This window comes from Rhizobacter sp. (assembly GCF_031412495.1).
In the GTDB taxonomy this organism is placed as follows: domain Bacteria; phylum Pseudomonadota; class Gammaproteobacteria; order Burkholderiales; family Burkholderiaceae_C; genus Schlegelella_A.
Genome location: NZ_JANODC010000457.1, coordinates 1 through 16,238 on the forward strand (window position 1 = coordinate 1; position 16,238 = coordinate 16,238).

Consider the following 16,238-nt stretch of genomic DNA (forward strand, 5'->3'; position numbering starts at 1 on the left):
GCACTACCGCCTGCGCGGCCCTGACGGCGAGCCGTTCGTCGACACCTTCGGCAGCCAGCCGGCGACCCTGTCGCTCGGCACCGGCGAGCTGGCGCCGGCCATGGAGGAGCGCCTGCTCGGCCTGCCCGAGGGCAGCCGCGAGTCCTTCTCGCTCGGGCCGGCCGAGGCCTTCGGCGAGCGCAACCCGGAGCTGCTGCAGCGCGTACGCCGCTCGCTGCTCGACGAGCACGGCGATGCCGACCGCGACTATCGCGTCGGCGACGTGGTGCGCTTCCCGACGCCGGACGGGCAGGGCAGCTTCGCCGGCGTCGTCCGCGAGATCGACGACGATGCGCTGGTCTTCGATTTCAATCATCCGCTGGCGGGCCGGCCGGTGACCTTCGACGTCCAGCTGATCGGCATTCTGTGAGCGTCGAGGAAGTCGTCCTCGCCGAGCCGCGCGGCTTTTGCGCCGGCGTCGACCGTGCGATCGAGATCGTCGAAAGGTCGCTGCAGAAGTTCGGCGCGCCGATCTACGTTCGCCACGAGATCGTGCACAACACCTACGTCGTCGACGACCTAAAGAGGAAGGGCGCCATCTTCATCGAGGACCTGGCCGACGTGCCGCCCGGGGCGACGCTCGTCTTCAGCGCGCACGGCGTGTCGCAGGCGGTGCGCCAGGAGGCCGAGGCGCGCGGCTTCTCGGTGTTCGACGCGACCTGCCCCCTGGTGACGAAGGTCCACGTCGAGGTCGCCAAGCTGGCCAAGCTCGGCTACGAATTCATCATGATCGGCCACAAGGGACACCCGGAGGTCGAAGGCACGATGGGCCAGCTCGAGCGCGGCATCCACCTCGTCGAGGACGTCGCCGACGTCGCCCGGGTCGAGGTCGCGCCGGGCCAGCCGCTCGCAGTCGTCACGCAGACGACCCTCTCGGTCGACGACGCCGCGGAGATCCTCGCCGCCGTGCAGCGCCGCTTCCCGGACGTGCGCCAGCCCACGCAGCAGGACATCTGCTACGCGACGCAGAACCGGCAGGACGCGGTGAAGGTGCTTGCGCCAGGCGTCGACGTGCTCGTCGTCGTGGGCAGCCCGACCAGTTCGAACAGCAACCGGCTGCGCGAGCTCGCCGAGCGGCTCGGCGCCGATGCCTACATGGTCGACACTGCCGACGACCTGCAGCCGGCCTGGTTCGAAGGCAAGCGCCGCGTCGGCGTGACCGCCGGCGCCTCGGCGCCCGAGGTGCTGGTGCAGCAGGTCATCCAGCGCCTGCGCTCGCTCGGCGCCGTCTCCGTGCGCACGCTGCCAGGCACCCCGGAGACGGTGCACTTCCCGCTGCCGTTTGGCCTGGGCGACCGGGCGATGGGGATCGTGAAGGGCTGAGCGCGACAGGGCCGGTCCCTAGAATCCGGCTTCCTGCCTCCACGCGACCGCCCATCCCATGCTCGACATCACGCTGCTGCGCAAGGACCTGGCGCAGGTCGTCGCCCGCCTCGACACACGCAAGTCGCCGCAGCCCTTCCTCGACGTGGCCCGCTTCAGCGAGCTCGAGGGCGAGCGCAAATCGCTGCAGACGCGCACCGAGGAGCTGCAGGCACGCCGCAACGCGCTGTCGAAGGAGATCGGCAGGCTGAAGAGTCAGCGCGGCGACGCGAGCGGGCCGATGGCCGAGGTCGCCGGCATCGGCGCCGAGCTGGACCGCTCGGCCGAGCGACTGGAGGCGATCCAGGCCGAGCTGCACGCGCAGCTGATGGCGTTGCCGAACCTTCCCGACGCCAGCGTCCCCGTCGGCGCCGACGAAGCCGGCAACGTCGAGGTGCGCCGCTGGGGCGAGCCGCCCACCCTGGATTACCCGGCACGCGACCACGTCGACCTAGGCGCGCCGCTCGGCCTCGACTTCGAGACCGGCGCCAAGCTCTCGGGCGCGCGCTTTTCGTTCCTGCGCGGCCCGATGGCACGGCTGCATCGCGCCATCGCCCAGTTCATGCTCGACGTGCAGACGTCCGAGCACGGCTACGTCGAGTGCTACACGCCCTACATCGTCAACCGCGAGGTGCTGGAAGGCACCGGCCAGCTGCCCAAGTTCAGGGACGACATGTTCTGGGTCTTCCGCGGCGGCGATGCGCAGGCCCCCGGCGGCGGGGGCGAACAGTACCTGATCTCGACGTCCGAGATCTCGCTCACCAACAGCGTCCGCGACGAACTGCTCGCGGAGTCGCGCCTGCCGATCAAGCTCACCGCGCACACGCCGTGCTTCCGCTCGGAAGCGGGCAGCGCCGGGCGCGACACGCGCGGCATGATCCGCCAGCATCAGTTCGACAAGGTCGAGATGGTGCAGATCACCCATCCGGAGCGCAGCTTCGACGCGCTCGAGGAGATGGTGCGGCACGCCGAGGCCATCCTGCAGAAGCTGGGGCTGCCGTACCGCGTCGTCCTGCTGTGCAGCGGGGACATGGGCTTCGGCGCGGTGAAGACCTACGACCTCGAGGTCTGGGTACCGGCGCAGGACGCGTTCCGCGAGATCAGCTCGGTGTCGAACTGCGAGGCCTTCCAGGCCCGGCGCATGCAGACGCGCTTCAAGAATGCGCACGGCCGCAACGACTTCGTGCACACGCTCAACGGCTCCGGCCTGGCGGTGGGCAGGACGCTCGTCGCGGTGCTCGAGAACTTCCAGAACGCCGATGGCTCGATCACCATCCCGCCGGTCTTGCGGCCCTACATGGGTGGCCTCGCCGAGTTGCGCGCATGAGCGCCGCACCTGCCCGGTCCCCCGCTGCGAGCCAGGCCGAGGCGATGCTTTCGGCCCTGGCCGAAGCCCGTCTCGTGCCGACGCCGAGCAGCGTCGACTCGAACCTCTCGCTCGAGCGGGCCTACGCCGTCGCCGACGAGATCCGGCGCCTGCGCATCGCCCGCGGCGAGAGGCCGTGCGGCTACAAGATCGGCTTCACCAACCGCGGCATCTGGGATCGCTACGGTGTCCACGCGCCCATCTGGGCGCCGATCTGGGACACGACCGTCGAGTCGCTCGAAGCCGCGCGCAACGAAGCCGTCGTGTCGCTCGCGCCGTTCGTGCAGCCTCGCCTCGAGCCCGAGGTGATGTTCGGCTTCGCCACTGCGCCGCGTGCCGGCATGAGCGAAGGCGAGCTCGCCGCCTGCATCGACTGGGTCGCGCACGGCTACGAGATCGTGCACACGCACTTCGCCGACTGGCGCTTCCGCGCCGCCGACACCGTCGTCGACTTCGCGCTGCACGGGAGGCTCTTCGTCGGCCGGCGGGTTTCGATCGCCCGCTTCGCCGACCCCGGGCCCGAGCTCGCCGCGCTGCGGGTCACGCTGACCTGCGACGGCCGCGACGTCGAGACCGGGCAAGCCGAGATCGTCCTCGGCGGGCCGCTCACCGCGCTGCGGCTGTGGGTCGATGCCATGTCGGCGCAGGCGCAGAGATGGCCGATCCGGGCCGGCGACATCGTCTCGACGGGCACGATCACCGACGCCGCGCCGATTCGCCCGGGCGAGCACTGGCTGACGCGGCTCGACGATGACCGTCTCGTCCCCGCCGGCCTGCGCACGGCGGCCTGAGCGGACCCTACGCCCCGGCAAGCCCGCAGCCGAGGTGGGCGCGGGGTCAGGCCCTAGAATTCCGCGCTCGGCCAGACCCGCCGACGCGTGACCGGAGAGGTGGCAGAGTGGTCGAATGCGCCAGACTCGAAATCTGGTTTACGGTTTCACCGTAACGTGGGTTCGAATCCCACCCTCTCCACCAAACGTCGCGCAACTCGTTGATCCTCAACGGGTTTCTTATTTGATCCTTCGTCGGATCTGCTCCGTTCCCAAACCAAATCCTGTCGCTGCGGCGTGCGAAAGCTCGCGGCCGACGCATCACAAGCGCTGTCGTTTGCGGAGCGCGCGAGCACCGCGAGCGGCGCAGCGATAGGGTTGCTCCGTTTGACGCTGCGATGACGTGCTTTTCGTCACCCCGGTCCGGCCCCCGGAACGACTGGCCGCTGCCGCCGTCGGGCCGACGCCAGCACCCGCGCGCGACGCTCACCCTGCGCGCTTCAGCACGGCAAGCTGCGGCCGCTCCCCCGCCGCGCGGCCGCCGATCGGCGGCTTCGGCACCCGGTCCTCCCCGGCTTCGACGACGAAATGGTGGTCGAGCGAATACCAGGCGCCGGCGACGTCCGCGCCAGGCGTCGGCTCGCCTTCGTGCAGGGTGTACTGGCCGACCAGAGCTCGGGTCACGGCGAACTGGACATCGGTTTCGAGATTCGGGTCGTCGCTCGAGTAGACCTGCGAGAACTGGGTCTTGAAGCCTTGCTTGCGGATCAGGAAGTGGATGTGCGCCGGGCGCATGTTGTGGCGCCCCTGGGCGCGCAGCAGGTCGCCCACCGGGCCGCCGACGGGGATCGGATACCCGGCGGGCTTGACGCTGCGGAACGCCATGTGTCCGGCCGCGTCGGTGAGGAAACGGCCCCGCAGGTTCATGTCGGCCTGCGCCGGGTCCTGGTTCTCGTAGAAGCCCTCGGCCGAGGCATGCCAGACGTGGACCTCGGCGCCTTCCACCGGGCGGCCATCGAGGGTACGCACCCAGGCGTTGACGAAGATTGGCGCGCCCGGCGTCTCAGAGCGCACGATCGACCCGCCGTTCGCGGTGATCGGCGCGCCGTCGCGCCAGAAGGGACCCATGAGGTTTGCCGTGGTCTCACGCGTTCCGTGCGCGCCGTTGTTGAGAAGGCAGACGAGTGCCGAGACGCCCATCGAGCCGGCGCCCAGCACGACCTCGTTGTGCGACGGGGTCGTCAGCTGGCCGAGCCGGGCGACGATCGCGCAGGCCTGGTGGAACTCGGCTTCGGTGAGCTCGGCCTCGCGAACGAAGGCGTGCAGGTGGCGGACGGCGGCCGACATGATCTGCCGGAAGCGCGGGTCGGGGCTGCGCTGCAGCTCGCTCAGGACGGCGGCCGTGACGTCCTCGTGGGTCTCGATCATGGTGTCCCGAGCGGCAAGCGGAGCCGGGTTCCGTTGAAGGTTCTGACGAGGGCCAGGAAGTCGGCCAGTATCGGCGAGGGGTCGTTTCGCCGGTACAGGCAGCTGAGCTCGATGTCGCGCAGCACCTTCGAGCGCAGCGGGCGGTAGACGACGCCGGGCAGGTTCAGATTCGCCGCCGACTCGGTCGTGATGCAGTAGCCGAAGCCGCTGGCGACGAGCGCGATGCAGGTGAGCACGTCCTCGACGCGCTGCGCCACCGCGAGGCGGGCGCCTTCGGCCTGAAAGGCGTTCGCGACCTCCTGGGCCAGGCCGGGCAGCGGCAGGTTCGGGTACAGGATCATGGGCTGGTCCGCGAGATCGCTGATGGAGACGCTGCGCTTCGCGCACAAGGGGCTCGACTCGTGCATCGCGACGAGCATGCGCTCGCGCAGCACGACCTCCACGGCCAGCTCCGGCTCGTCGGGGACCAGGCGGTTGAAGCCCACCGTGATCCGGCGCTCCTTGAGGGCCTGGATCTGCTCGGCCTTGGTCTGGTTGAAGAGGGTGATCTTCACTTGCGGCCGCTGCTCGTGGAAGCGCGCCAGGATGCGCGGGATCACGTCGAGCACGGCCGAGCCGAAGATGCCGACGTCGAGCTCGCCGACGAAGCCGGTGCCGGCCAGGCGCGTCCTCTCCTCGGCGCGCTGGGCCAGGCTCAGGATGTTCGGGAGCTCGCCCAGCAGGGTGCGGCCCGCCGGCGTCAGCTCGACGCCCTTGGTGGTGCGGATGAACAGGGTCGCCTCGAGCTGCTTTTCGACCGCCTTGATCTGCCGCGTCAGGGGCGGCTGGGCGATCTTCAGCCGTGCCGCGGCCCGACCGAAGTTGAGCTCCTCGGCCAGCACGACGAAGTAGCGCATCTGGCGCAGGTCCATGGCTTTTGTCTCTCGAGCCCATACCTTGCGGGTATGGAAACTCGTCATCCAGAGTATTGGACAGTATCGCTTGCAGTTCCTAACCTAGTGCGATGGCCACCCACCCCGGATCCATGAACAGCAGGAACTGCCTGCTGCGGCGGGCGTACCTGCGCCTTGCGATCGCTGCCCTCGCCGTCGCCGCCGGCGGCTCGGCCCTGGCGCAAGCACCGATGAGGTACGCGCAGAAGCCGGTGCGCCTCGTCGTCCCCTTCGCGCCCGCCGGCGCCATCGACAACATGGCCCGGCCGGTCGCCGAGGCGCTCGGCCGCGAGCTGGGTCAGGCGGTAATCGTCGAGAACCGCGCCGGGGCCGCCGGCAACATCGGTGCCGCCGCGGTCGCCAAGTCCGCGCCGGACGGCTATACGCTGCTGGTCGGCACGTCCGCGACGCACGCCGCGAACCCGGCGCTGTTCGCCAGGATGCCCTACGACCCGGTGGCGGACTTCGAGCCGATCTCGCTCTGGGGCTCGGTGCCGAACGTGCTCGTCGTCAATGCGGAGAAGGGTGCGAAGTCGCTGCCGGAGCTGGTCCAGCAAGCCAAGGCGCAGGCGCGCGGCATGACCTATGCGTCGGCCGGCACCGGCACCTCGCTGCACCTTGCCGGCGTGCTGTTCGAGAAGGCCGCCGGCGTCGAGATGCTGCACGTGCCCTACAAGGGCGGCGCGCCGGCGTCGATGGACCTGCTCGGCGGCAACGTGGCGATGATGTTCGACACGGTCTCGGTCGCGCTGCCGAACATCAAGGCCGGCAAGCTCCGGGCGCTCGCGGTCGCTGCGCCCGAGCGCCACTTCGCGCTGCCCGACGTGCCGACCTTCGCGGAGCTCGGCTTCAAGGGCGTCGAGGCGGCGACCTGGGCCGGCGTCTTCGTGCCCAAGGGCACGCCGGCGGCGATCGTCGCCGAGCTGCGCTCCGCCCACGCCAAGGCGCTCGCCGACAAGCAGGTCCAGGATGCCCTGCGCGGGCACGGCGTGCAGCTGCAGCCCTGGCAGGGCGAGCAGTTCCGCAGCTTCATGGACAGCGAGATCAGGCGCTGGGCGCAGGTGGTGCGCGACGCCAGGATCACCCCGGAGTAGGCCGCATGCCGATCGTTCAGATCTCTCTCATCCAGGGCCGGGACGAGGCGACCCTCAGGCGCTTCGTCAAGGACGTCGCCCGGACGGTGCATGAGTCGCTCGGCGCGCCGATGCCGACGATCCGCGTCATCCTCAACGAGATCCCGGCGACGCACTGGACCATCGGCGACGAGACGCGGGCCGAGATCGACGCGGCCAAGGCCGTCGCCATCATGCCGGCCAGTAACGCCGGCCAGAAGACATGACACCCGAACAGCAAGCCGCTGCAGCGCAGTCCCTGCGCGACGCCGCACGCACCGGCGAGTTCGTCGCTCCGCTTCGCGAGACGTATCCCGGCATCGACGCTGCAGCAGCGTACGCCATCCAGCGCCTCAACACCGACTGGCGCGTGCAGCAGGGCCGCCGCACGGTCGGCTGCAAGATCGGCCTCACGGCCCGATCCGTCCAGGCACAGCTCGGCGTCGACCGGCCCGACTTCGGCATGCTGTTCGACGACATGGGCTACGGCGACAGCGAGCCGATCCCCGCGTCCGTCCTGCAGCAGCCGAAGATCGAGGCCGAGGTCGCCTTCGTCATGGGCCGCGACCTCGACCGGGACTCGCCGTCGATGGTCGACCTCCTCAACGCCATCGACTACGCCCTGCCGGCGCTCGAGATCGTCGGCAGCCGGATCGCCAACTGGAACATCAAGTTCGTCGACACGGTGGCCGACAACGCCTCCTCGAGCGCCTATGTCCTCGGCAGCTCGCCGCGCAGGATCGCCGACTTCGACCTGCGCCTGTGCGGCATGGTCATGACGCGGCGCGGCGAACCGGTGTCGACGGGCGCCGGCGCAGCCTGCCTCGGCAACCCGCTCAACGCGGTGCTGTGGCTGGCGCGCACCATGGCCGGGCTCGGCTCGCCGCTGCGGGCCGGCGACCTCGTGCTCTCGGGCGCGCTGGGGCCCATGGTTCCGGTGCAGCCGGGCGACGTCATCGAGGCGAGGATCAACGGGCTGGGCGCCGTGAAGGCGATCTTCGAACGGCCGGCCGGCACGGGGAGCACGGCATGAACCGCATCGATGAACTGGCGGCGTTGCTCGACGCGGCGGCCGACGGAGCGAACGAGGTCGACCAGATCGACCCGGAAGGCAAGCTGTCGCTGGCGGACGCGTACCAGATCCAGGCGGCCTCGATCCAGCGCCGCATCCAGCGCGGCGAGCGTCGGGTCGGCGTGAAGATGGGCTTCACGAGTCGGGCGAAGATGGTCCAGATGGGCATCGACGACGTGATCTGGGGGCGGCTGTCCAGCGGCATGCAGGTGGAGGAGGGGACGCCGGTCCGCTTCGCGCGCTACGTGCACCCGCGTGTCGAGCCCGAGATTGCCTTCATGCTGAAGAAGCCGCTCGGCAGCCGGGTCACGCTGGTCGAGGCGCTGGCCGCCGTGGAGGCCATCGCGCCGGCCCTGGAGATCATCGACTCGCGCTATCGCAACTTCAAGTTCTCGTTGCCCGACGTCATCGCCGACAACGCCTCGTCGAGCGGTTTCGTGATCGGCCCGTGGTGCAGGCCGGACCAGGACTTCTCGAACCTGGGCCTCACCTTGAACATCGACGGCCGCGTCGTCCAGGTCGGCTCGACGGCCGCGATCCTCGGCCATCCGCTGCGTTCCCTGGTGGCAGCGGCACGTCTCTCGGCCGATGCCGGCGAGCCCTTGCAGGCGGGCTGGGTCGTCATGGCCGGGGGCGCCACGCCGGCGGAGTGGATCAAGCCGGGGCAGTACGTCTCGGTGGAGATGGAAGCCCTCGGCAGCGCCGGCTTTTCGGTCGAGGCCTGACGAAGACACCGATGGCACGGCGCGCCGGCACCGCCATCATCGTGAACATGCAACCGAGGAAGACCCCGACATGAGCGCCACCCCGCCCGAGACCGAGGCCACCGAACCGGCGATCGCCTCGCGCACGCCCTACCGCGTCGAGCTGCTGGGCGGCTACCGCTACGCCTTCTGCGCCTGCGGCCTCAGCAAGTACCAGCCCTTCTGCGACGGCTCGCACACGTCCACCAGAACCGGTATCAAGCCGATCATCTGGACGCAGGAGAAGGACCAGACCGCCCTGCTCTGCGGATGCAAGCAGTCGCAGCGATTTCCCTTCTGCGATGCCTCGCACAACAAACTCTGATCGAGGAGCCTTCGATGAACGCCAAGCCCAATGTCAACGCCGAGGCGAACGCCGTCGTCCACCTGCAGACGCGCGACATGCCGTGGCAGCCCACCGGTCATGACGGCATCGAGGAGAAGGTGCTGGAGCGCGTGGTCGACCCGCGCAAGGGCCGCGAGACGCTGCTGATGAGGTTCGCGCCGGGGGCCAGCCTGCCGGCCGAGACGCTCGACCATCGCATCGACCTGTTCGTGCTCGACGGGACCTGCTCCGACGGCATCGCCGAGTACGGCCCGCACACCTTCGTCCGCAACTCGCCGGGCGCCGAGATCCGGCTGTCGTCGCCTCGAGGCTGCACGTTGTACGTGAAGCGCCGCCAGCCGATCCGCGCCACGGACAAGGAGCGTCTGGTCGTCGATTCTTCGACGGCGCAATGGGCCGACTTCCCGCACCGCGGCGCCACCGTGCTGCACCTGTACCGCGACATGCACGGCGTCGAGACTTCCCGTTTCGGCCGGGTCCACCCCGACCGCAAGATCCCGTCGCACGACCACGCGATGGGCGAGGAGACGCTGGTGCTGGAGGGTTGCCTGAAAGACGAGTACACGGCGTACGAGCCCGGCGCCTGGTTCCGCATGCCGATCGGCGTGCCGCACGCGCCGTACACCGAAGCCTCGGGCTGCCTGATGCTGATCCGCGAAGGCGACCTGGTCTGGTAGACCGGGCGCCGGCGGCAACCGATTCCAACAATGACGGAGACGACGATGAAGAACACCTTGCAGACCCTGCGCCGACTCGGCGCCGGCCTGGCCCTGGCTGCGGCGTGCGCGGCCCCCGCCTGGGCCGCCGACTTCACCATGAAGATCGGCTTCGGCACGATGAACGACATCCAGCATCAGTGGGCGACCTGGATGAAGGAGGGCATCGAGGCGCGCTCGAACGGCCGCATCGAGGTCAAGCTCTACCCCCGCAACCAGCTCGGCACCATCGCCAGCCAGATCGAGGGCGTCCAGCTCGGCACCATCGAGGCCTTCACCAGCCCGGCCGACTTCTTCGTCGGTGTCGACCCCCGCTTCGGCATCTTCAGCATCCCGGTTCTGTTCAAGGACATGACGCACGCGGAGAAGGTGCTGCTCGACCCGGAGCTGAACAAGGAGATCCTCTCGCTCGGGGCCGACAAGAACCTGCAGGTGGTCTCGGTCTACACCTTCGCGTTCGCCAACTACTTCGGGCGCCAGCCGGTGCGCACGCTGAACGACTTCAAGGGCAAGAAGTTCCGCGTCAACGCGACGGCGGCCGAGCGGGCCAAGATGCGCCAGCTGGGCGGCACGGCCGTGCCGATGGACCTGGCGGAAGTGATTCCCGGCCTGCAGCAGGGCGTCATCGACGGCACCCAGAGCGCCACCGCGGTGTACGTCAACTTCAAGTTCAACGAGATCAACAAGGTCCTGACCGACTCGAACGACACCATGGTCGTGTCCGTGGCCGCGGTCAGCCGCGCCTTCCTCAACAAGCTGCCCGCCGACCTGCGGCAGATCGTCATCGACGAAGGACAGAAGATCCAGCCGCGCATGATGGCGCAGTCCCGCACCATCGACGAGACGATGCGCAAGCGCTGGACCGAAGTCGGCGGCGAGTGGATCCGCTTCTCGCCCGAAGACCAGGCGCGCATGCGCCAGCTGTTCGAGCCGATCGGCGAAGAGGTCACCAAGGACAACGCGGCCGTCAACGCGTTCTACAAGCGCGTCGCCGCGATGAGCCGGAAGCACTGAGCTTGCCTCCTGCCGAGGGCGCCTTCGCCCCGCCGTCGCGCGCCGAAGGCGTGGGGCGCTGGCTCTTCTCGTCGCTGCCGATGGCGCTCATCGGGGTGCTGATGCTGGTCGACGTCGCGCTCAATGGGGCCAACGTGGTCGGCCGCTACTTCTTCGGCTCGCCCATCTTCTGGGCCGAGGAAGTGATGGTCCACCTGACCATCTGGGGCGTGTTCATCGGCATCGTCGCGGTGGCCTACCGGCAGGAGCACCTCTGCATGGACCTCTTCTCGTCGCGCCTGCCGGGCCCGGCGCAGCGAGCGCTGCAGGTGCTCATCGCGGTCGGCCTCGTCGTCTGCTGCCTGTTCACCGCCAAGCAGTCCTGGACCATCGTGACGATGTTCGCCGATACCGGTGCCGTGACGAACGCGGCCGGCATTCCCAAGGTGATCCCGCACGCCGCGCTGCTGATCGGCTTCACGATGACCGCGCTCGCGGCCGCCCTCGGCCTGCGTGCACGGTTCAGGAACGTCGTCCCGACCCCCGCGCCCGAGAGCCCGCCCTTGTGATCGCGACCCTGGCCCTGCTCCCCGTGGTCCTCATGGTCATGGGCTTTCCTTTCTTCCTCGTCCTGCTGGCGACGGCTGCATCCGTGGTCGCCTTCGCCGGCGACATGCCGGCCACGGCGCTGCACCAGGTGATGTTCAGCAGCATCGACAAGTTCGCGCTCCTCGCCGTGCCGTTCTTCATCTTCGCCGGCGACCTCATGGGCCGCGGCGGCGTCTCGCGGCGGATCATCCGCTGGGTCACGTCGATGCTCGGCGACATCCGCGGCGCCTTGCCGTTCACCGCCCTCGGCACGACCGTGATCTTCAGTGCCGTCTCCGGCTCGACCGCAGCGACCGTCGCCGCGGTCGGTGGCCTGACCTACGACAAGATGCGCGAGGCGGGTTATTCGGACCGCTTCTCCTCCGGCCTGCTCGTCTCGGCAGCGGCCATGGACAACCTGATCCCGCCCTCCGTCGGCTTCATCCTTTACGCCATCTCTTCCGACACCTCGATCGTCCGCCTGTTTGCCGCCGGGATCGTGCCCGGGCTCGTGCTGGCCCTGTTCTTCGGCGCGTACATCTGGTGGTATGCAGGCCGCAGCAAGGAAGGCCGGGGCCAGCCCTTCAGCCTGAAGGAATTCTTGGCGGCGACGCGCGATGGCATCTGGTCGATCGCTGCGCCGGTGGCCGTGCTCGGCGGCATCTACTCGGGAATGTTCTCCGCCACCGAGGCAGCCGGCATCGCCTGCATCTACGCGCTGGTCGTCGTCGGTCTCGTCTACCGCGAAATGGGCTGGCGCGACATCTTCGCGTCGGCCTCGCGCTCGATGTACCTGACGGCCCAGGTCTTCGTGATCGTCGCCGTCGCCGGCGTGTACTCGTGGCTGCTCACGGTCAACGGCGTCCCGCAGGCGCTCGCCGGAACCGTCACCGGCCTCGATGTGCCGGCGTGGGCCGTGCTCCTGGCGATCACCGTGCTGCTGCTCGCGGTCGGCTGCGTGCTCGACACGGCGTCGTCGATCCTGGTCTTCACGCCCCTGCTGCTGCCGCTGGTCACCGCGCTCGGCGTCAACCCGATCCACTTCGGCGTCGTCCTGGTGATGAACCTGAGCATCGGCACCTTCACGCCACCCTTCGGCGTCAACCTCTTCGTCGGACAGGCGGTGTTCCGGCTGCCGCTGCGCACGCTCTACGCCGGTGTCGGCCCGTTCATCGTCGTCGCCATCGCGGCTCTCCTGGTCGTCACCTACGTGCCCTTCCTCTCTCTGGCGATCCTTCGCTTCCTCTGACCCGAATTCGCGCCATGAACCAGCCTGTCCCCGCGGCCAGCGCCGCCACCAACCCCGAGATCGGCAGCTCGGTCCAGGTGCACGGCCACGCCGTCAACCTGCACGAACGCGGCAGCGGGTCGCCGGTGCTGCTGGTCCACGGCTCGGGGCCGGGCGTCAGCGCCTGGGCCAACTGGCGCCTGACGATCCCGGAGCTGGCTCGCCACCATCGCGTCATCGCGCCCGATATGGTCGGCTTCGGCTTCAGCGAGCGGCCGGCCGGCGTGCGCTACGACATGGACACCTGGGTGCGCCAGCTGGTCGGGCTGCTCGATGCGCTCGACATCGCGCAGGCCGACATCGTCGGGAATTCCTTCGGCGGTGCGCTCGCCCTCGCGGTGGCGATCCGGCATCCCGGGCGCGTCGGCCGCCTGATCCTCATGGGCAGCACCGGCGTTCCCTTCGAACTCACGCCGGGCCTGGACGCGGTCTGGGGCTACACGCCGTCGATCGCCAACATGAGGAAGCTCCTCGACATCTTCGCCTTCGATCGTTCGCTGGTGAGCGACGAGTTGGCCGAGCTTCGCTACAAGGCGAGCATCCGGCCCGGCGTGCAGGAGGCGTTCGCGGCCATGTTTCCGCAGCCCCGCCAGGCCGGCGTCGTGGCCCTGACGAGCCGGGAATCGGACATCCGCGCCTTGCCGCACGAAGCGCTGGTGATCCACGGCCGCGAGGACCGGGTCGTGCCGCTGTCGACCTCGCTGACGCTGGCGCAGTGGATCCCGCGCTCGCAGCTGCACGTCTTCGGCCGTTGCGGCCACTGGACCCAGATCGAGCAGGCGGGGCGGTTCGTGCGCCTCGTCACCGGGTTTCTCGCCGAACCGCGCTGCGGCGCATGACCACGAAGGAGACACCATGCTTCCCGCACGCATCAACCTCGACGCTGTCCAGAAGAGCATCGGCGAGTACAGCGACAAGAACACCACAGCCGCCGAGCGCGGCCGCATCTACGAGGAGCTGCTCGGATTCGTTCCGCCGCGCATCGAGGCGCGCATCCATGTGACCGGCGCGCTCGACCCGACGATGGTCGACCTGCAGGAGAAGATGCGCGAGCACGCCATGTACCCGAAGAGCTTCGACGTCAAGACGGCGCAGCTCATGCTCTTCGGCATGCTCCTCATGGACATGAGCGACGCCGCGGTCCTGCACGGCATCGCGGCGCGGCGCGCCGGCGCGAGCTGGGCCGAGATGCAGGACGTGATCAATCTCTGCTTCCTGTTCAGGGGGCTTTCGGCGGCAAACCGGGGTGCGGAAACGCTCGCCAACATCGCCCAGCGCGAAGTGCAGCAGAACGAGAAGGCGGAGCGACGGTGAAGGACACGCCGAACTCATCGGCGGCAAGTTCGTGCCTGCCGTGAGCGGGCGCCTGTTCGACAACCGGAGCGCGGTGGGCCACGGCCCGGCCCGCCGCGTGGCGTCACCGCCTCAGGCCCCTTGCCGAAGAGGAGCCGAGAGTTCAGTCTCCACGAGCTTGGCGAGGTCCTGCAGCAGTACCAGTTGATCGGCGTCGAGCTGCCGGGCGCGGTGGTCGATGATGCAGAGGCTTCCCACCATACTGCCGTCGGGGGCGGCAATCGGTGCTCCAGCGTAGAACCTCACCCGCGAGGAGCCGGTCACGAGCGGGTTGTCCGCGAAGCGGGGGTCCTGCAGGGCGTCGGGAACCTGCATCACGCCGGGCTCCAGGATCGCGTGAGCACAGAACGACAGCTCCCGCGGTGTCTCGTCGGCATCGAAGCCCACCTTCGACTTGAACCACTGTCGGTCGCGGGCGACCAGGCTGACGACGGCCGTCGAGACGCCGAAGAGCTGGGCCGCGATGCGCGTGACGCGATCGAAGCGCTCTTCGGGAGGCGTGTCGAGTACCTTCAGGTCGTGCAAGGCGCGCAGGCGTTGCTCTTCGCCTTCGGGCACCGGGGCTGCCAGCCACCTGCACGCCTGGCGCAGCGCCCACCGATGCAGGCGTGTGCGCGCGTAGCTTTCCTTGAACGGCCAGAGCAGCCAGTCGGTCGCGCCCGCGGCCGCGCCTGCGTCGACGTCGATGTCTCCCTGACGCGAGGACACGATCACGATCGCCGGCGCCGTCGCTTCGGACCGATCGAGGGCGCGCAGCGTGCGGCACATCCGGAGCTCGTCGCCGCCCGCCAACTCGCGCTGGATGAAGATCACCGACGGTCGCTCCCGAACGGCCAGCAACAGCAGCTGCTCCGCCCCGTCAGCCTGCAGCAGTCGGCCGCCATCTGCCTCGATCGCGGCGGCGAGAACCTGTCCCGCAGGCGCGCTCGTGGCCAGCAAGGCCACGAGTTCGCCGGGGCCCGGCCCGACTTCCGCCGTCGCGGCGTTGGCCGGCTCCGCGGTATCGCCGGCGATGCCCCGGGGCGCGAGCACGATCTGCATGCCTTCGGCGGCGGCGAAGACCTCGACCCCCGTGCCCGCCGCACGCTGCTGCGCGCGCTCCACGATGCGGTCGACAGCGGCGTCGTTGCGCATCGGATCGTGGTGATAGAGCGCCAGCTGGCGCACCCGGCCCGCGGCGGCGATGTCGATCGCGAACTCGACCGGACTGTGGCCCCAGCCTCGATAGCGGTCGTACTCCTCCTCCGTGAACTGGGCGTCGTGGATCAGCAGGTCGGCGTTCGCCACGAACTCGGCGTAGCGGCACTCGTCGGCACCCTGCGGCGGCCTTTCGCCATGGGCGAGTGCGGGCGAGTGCGGCTCATGGTCGGTGGCGTAGACGAGCGTTGCATGGTCCGCTTCGATGCGGTAGCCGAGAGTCAGCGCCGGATGGTTCATGTAGTGCGTTCGCACCCGCACGTCGTCGATCTGAACCGTTCCTTCCACGAGGTCGTGGTAGCGCACCTTGGCGGCGAACTGCTCCAGGGTGATCGGGAAGTACGTGTATTGCATCTGCCCGGCGAGCGACTCCCGCAGGGTAGGACCCAGGCCGCGCGGGCCATAGATGTCCCATTCGAATCGAGGATCGAAGAGCGGCGCCAGGAACGGCAGGCCCTGGATATGGTCCCAATGGGTGTGGCTGATGAACACGTGCCCACGCCGCGGGCCTTCCTTCTCTGCGATCAGCGCCTGGCCGAGCCCGTGTGCGCCGGTGCCGCAGTCGAGGAGGATCAAGACGCCGCTTTCCGTGCGCACCTCGACACATGACGTGTTGCCGCCGTAGCGGACGGTGTCGGGCCCGGGCTTGGGGATCGAACCTCGTGTGCCCCAGAAGTGGATACGCATCGTTGCCTTCCTTTCGCCCTTCAGGTTCGCCGGTCGCCAGGCCAGGCCAGGCCACTCTTCTAGCCCAATATTCGCCGAAGGGCAATGAACGCCACCTCCACGTTTCGAGTACACTTGAATCATGGAAGAGAGAGATGTCGTCCAGTCGCTCGCGGCACTCGCGCAGCCCATCCGCCTTCAGGTCTTCCGGGCCCTGGTCGTGCGAGGCGCTTGCGGCCTGACGCCGGGTGCGATGGCCGAGGGGCT

General features: G+C 69.1%; 18 protein-coding genes, 1 tRNA gene and 1 pseudogene. 17 read left to right on the forward strand and 3 right to left on the reverse strand.

From position 1 onward, the window contains the following. From AC30N0_RS17070 to AC30N0_RS17090, 5 genes are all read left to right on the forward strand, one after another. Positions 1–409: FKBP-type peptidyl-prolyl cis-trans isomerase (locus AC30N0_RS17070; protein WP_489519093.1), on the forward strand; the 409-nt coding region annotated here is incomplete at its 5' end. Next, on the forward strand, positions 406–1,362 hold the full coding sequence (gene ispH, locus AC30N0_RS17075) for a 4-hydroxy-3-methylbut-2-enyl diphosphate reductase (RefSeq protein ID WP_489519094.1): 957 nt from the start codon (positions 406–408) through the stop codon (positions 1,360–1,362). The genes AC30N0_RS17070 and ispH, both read left to right, overlap by 4 nt. Before the next feature lie 58 nt (positions 1,363–1,420). Then, a complete protein-coding gene (serS, locus tag AC30N0_RS17080) occupies positions 1,421–2,728 on the forward strand; it encodes a serine--tRNA ligase (RefSeq protein ID WP_489519095.1) in 1,308 nt (435 codons plus the stop codon). Further along, positions 2,725–3,558: a 2-keto-4-pentenoate hydratase gene (locus tag AC30N0_RS17085; protein WP_489519096.1), complete on the forward strand. Its 834-nt coding sequence runs from the start codon at positions 2,725–2,727 to the stop codon at positions 3,556–3,558. Before serS ends, AC30N0_RS17085 begins: the two co-directional genes overlap by 4 nt. 93 nt (positions 3,559–3,651) lie before the next feature. Continuing rightward, a tRNA-Ser gene (locus AC30N0_RS17090) sits at positions 3,652–3,742 on the forward strand. Between the two features lie 281 nt (positions 3,743–4,023). Here AC30N0_RS17090 and AC30N0_RS17095 read toward each other — a convergent pair. Together AC30N0_RS17095 and AC30N0_RS17100 are read right to left on the reverse strand one after the other, a co-directional pair. Continuing rightward, a complete protein-coding gene (locus AC30N0_RS17095; protein WP_489519097.1) occupies positions 4,024–4,965 on the reverse strand; it encodes a dioxygenase family protein in 942 nt (313 codons plus the stop codon). Continuing rightward, the gene (locus tag AC30N0_RS17100; RefSeq protein ID WP_489519098.1) at positions 4,962–5,876 is read right to left on the reverse strand and encodes a LysR family transcriptional regulator; all 915 of its coding nucleotides are present in this window, start codon (positions 5,874–5,876) and stop codon (positions 4,962–4,964) included. Before AC30N0_RS17100 ends, AC30N0_RS17095 begins: the two co-directional genes overlap by 4 nt. A 92-nt stretch (positions 5,877–5,968) precedes the next feature. Between AC30N0_RS17100 and AC30N0_RS17105 the strand changes: the two genes are divergently transcribed. The 11 genes from AC30N0_RS17105 (at position 5,969) to AC30N0_RS17155 (ending at position 14,069) form a co-directional block, all read left to right on the forward strand. Further along, positions 5,969–6,991, forward strand: coding sequence for a Bug family tripartite tricarboxylate transporter substrate binding protein (locus tag AC30N0_RS17105; RefSeq protein WP_489519099.1), 1,023 nt, complete (start codon positions 5,969–5,971; stop codon positions 6,989–6,991). A gap of 5 nt (positions 6,992–6,996) precedes the next feature. Next, complete coding sequence (locus tag AC30N0_RS17110) at positions 6,997–7,236, forward strand: tautomerase family protein (protein WP_489519100.1); 240 nt, start codon at positions 6,997–6,999, stop codon at positions 7,234–7,236. Then, on the forward strand, positions 7,233–8,042 hold the full coding sequence (gene mhpD / locus AC30N0_RS17115) for a 2-keto-4-pentenoate hydratase (protein WP_489519101.1): 810 nt from the start codon (positions 7,233–7,235) through the stop codon (positions 8,040–8,042). Before AC30N0_RS17110 ends, mhpD begins: the two co-directional genes overlap by 4 nt. After that, complete coding sequence (locus AC30N0_RS17120) at positions 8,039–8,806, forward strand: 2-keto-4-pentenoate hydratase (protein ID WP_489519102.1); 768 nt, start codon at positions 8,039–8,041, stop codon at positions 8,804–8,806. Before mhpD ends, AC30N0_RS17120 begins: the two co-directional genes overlap by 4 nt. A 70-nt stretch (positions 8,807–8,876) precedes the next feature. Continuing rightward, positions 8,877–9,149 (forward strand): CDGSH iron-sulfur domain-containing protein, encoded by a 273-nt coding sequence (locus AC30N0_RS17125; RefSeq protein ID WP_489519103.1) that lies wholly within the window; start codon positions 8,877–8,879, stop codon positions 9,147–9,149. A gap of 14 nt (positions 9,150–9,163) precedes the next feature. After that, positions 9,164–9,847, forward strand: coding sequence for a cupin domain-containing protein (locus AC30N0_RS17130; RefSeq protein WP_489519104.1), 684 nt, complete (start codon positions 9,164–9,166; stop codon positions 9,845–9,847). A 45-nt stretch (positions 9,848–9,892) separates the two neighbouring features. Beyond that, positions 9,893–10,900 carry a TRAP transporter substrate-binding protein gene (locus AC30N0_RS17135; RefSeq protein ID WP_489519105.1) on the forward strand — a complete coding sequence of 336 codons (1,008 nt, stop codon included), beginning with the start codon at positions 9,893–9,895 and terminating at the stop codon, positions 10,898–10,900. A gap of 2 nt (positions 10,901–10,902) precedes the next feature. Next, entirely contained in the window at positions 10,903–11,448 is a 546-nt protein-coding gene (locus AC30N0_RS17140) for a TRAP transporter small permease (protein WP_489519106.1), read from the forward strand. Further along, the gene (locus AC30N0_RS17145; protein WP_489519107.1) at positions 11,445–12,716 is read left to right on the forward strand and encodes a TRAP transporter large permease; all 1,272 of its coding nucleotides are present in this window, start codon (positions 11,445–11,447) and stop codon (positions 12,714–12,716) included. Before AC30N0_RS17140 ends, AC30N0_RS17145 begins: the two co-directional genes overlap by 4 nt. Positions 12,717–12,730: 14 nt before the next feature. Then, positions 12,731–13,594, forward strand: coding sequence for an alpha/beta fold hydrolase (locus AC30N0_RS17150; protein ID WP_489519108.1), 864 nt, complete (start codon positions 12,731–12,733; stop codon positions 13,592–13,594). A 16-nt stretch (positions 13,595–13,610) separates the two neighbouring features. Continuing rightward, positions 13,611–14,069, forward strand: coding sequence for a carboxymuconolactone decarboxylase family protein (locus tag AC30N0_RS17155; RefSeq protein WP_489519109.1), 459 nt, complete (start codon positions 13,611–13,613; stop codon positions 14,067–14,069). Positions 14,070–14,180: 111 nt separating this feature from the next. Here the strand turns inward: AC30N0_RS17155 and AC30N0_RS17160 are convergent, their stop codons facing one another. Then, the gene (locus tag AC30N0_RS17160) at positions 14,181–15,992 is read right to left on the reverse strand and encodes a GAF domain-containing protein (protein ID WP_489519110.1); all 1,812 of its coding nucleotides are present in this window, start codon (positions 15,990–15,992) and stop codon (positions 14,181–14,183) included. Positions 15,993–16,113: 121 nt separating this feature from the next. Between AC30N0_RS17160 and AC30N0_RS17165 the strand changes: the two are divergent. After that, positions 16,114–16,238: pseudogene (locus AC30N0_RS17165) on the forward strand (transcriptional regulator); the annotation flags it as partial.

Excerpts from the sequence above, each read along its gene's own strand:
- serS (WP_489519095.1), top strand. The coding sequence starts at position 1,421 with ATGCTCGACATCACGCTGCTGCGCAAGGACCTGGCGCAGGTCGTCGCC.
- AC30N0_RS17085 (WP_489519096.1), top strand. The coding sequence starts at position 2,725 with ATGAGCGCCGCACCTGCCCGGTCCCCCGCTGCGAGCCAGGCCGAGGCG.
- AC30N0_RS17095 (WP_489519097.1), bottom strand. The coding sequence starts at position 4,965 with ATGATCGAGACCCACGAGGACGTCACGGCCGCCGTCCTGAGCGAGCTG.
- AC30N0_RS17100 (WP_489519098.1), bottom strand. The coding sequence starts at position 5,876 with ATGGACCTGCGCCAGATGCGCTACTTCGTCGTGCTGGCCGAGGAGCTC.
- AC30N0_RS17105 (WP_489519099.1), top strand. The coding sequence starts at position 5,969 with ATGGCCACCCACCCCGGATCCATGAACAGCAGGAACTGCCTGCTGCGG.
- AC30N0_RS17110 (WP_489519100.1), top strand. The coding sequence starts at position 6,997 with ATGCCGATCGTTCAGATCTCTCTCATCCAGGGCCGGGACGAGGCGACC.
- mhpD (WP_489519101.1), top strand. The coding sequence starts at position 7,233 with ATGACACCCGAACAGCAAGCCGCTGCAGCGCAGTCCCTGCGCGACGCC.
- AC30N0_RS17120 (WP_489519102.1), top strand. The coding sequence starts at position 8,039 with ATGAACCGCATCGATGAACTGGCGGCGTTGCTCGACGCGGCGGCCGAC.
- AC30N0_RS17125 (WP_489519103.1), top strand. The coding sequence starts at position 8,877 with ATGAGCGCCACCCCGCCCGAGACCGAGGCCACCGAACCGGCGATCGCC.
- AC30N0_RS17130 (WP_489519104.1), top strand. The coding sequence starts at position 9,164 with ATGAACGCCAAGCCCAATGTCAACGCCGAGGCGAACGCCGTCGTCCAC.
- AC30N0_RS17135 (WP_489519105.1), top strand. The coding sequence starts at position 9,893 with ATGAAGAACACCTTGCAGACCCTGCGCCGACTCGGCGCCGGCCTGGCC.
- AC30N0_RS17150 (WP_489519108.1), top strand. The coding sequence starts at position 12,731 with ATGAACCAGCCTGTCCCCGCGGCCAGCGCCGCCACCAACCCCGAGATC.
- AC30N0_RS17155 (WP_489519109.1), top strand. The coding sequence starts at position 13,611 with ATGCTTCCCGCACGCATCAACCTCGACGCTGTCCAGAAGAGCATCGGC.
- AC30N0_RS17160 (WP_489519110.1), bottom strand. The coding sequence starts at position 15,992 with ATGCGTATCCACTTCTGGGGCACACGAGGTTCGATCCCCAAGCCCGGG.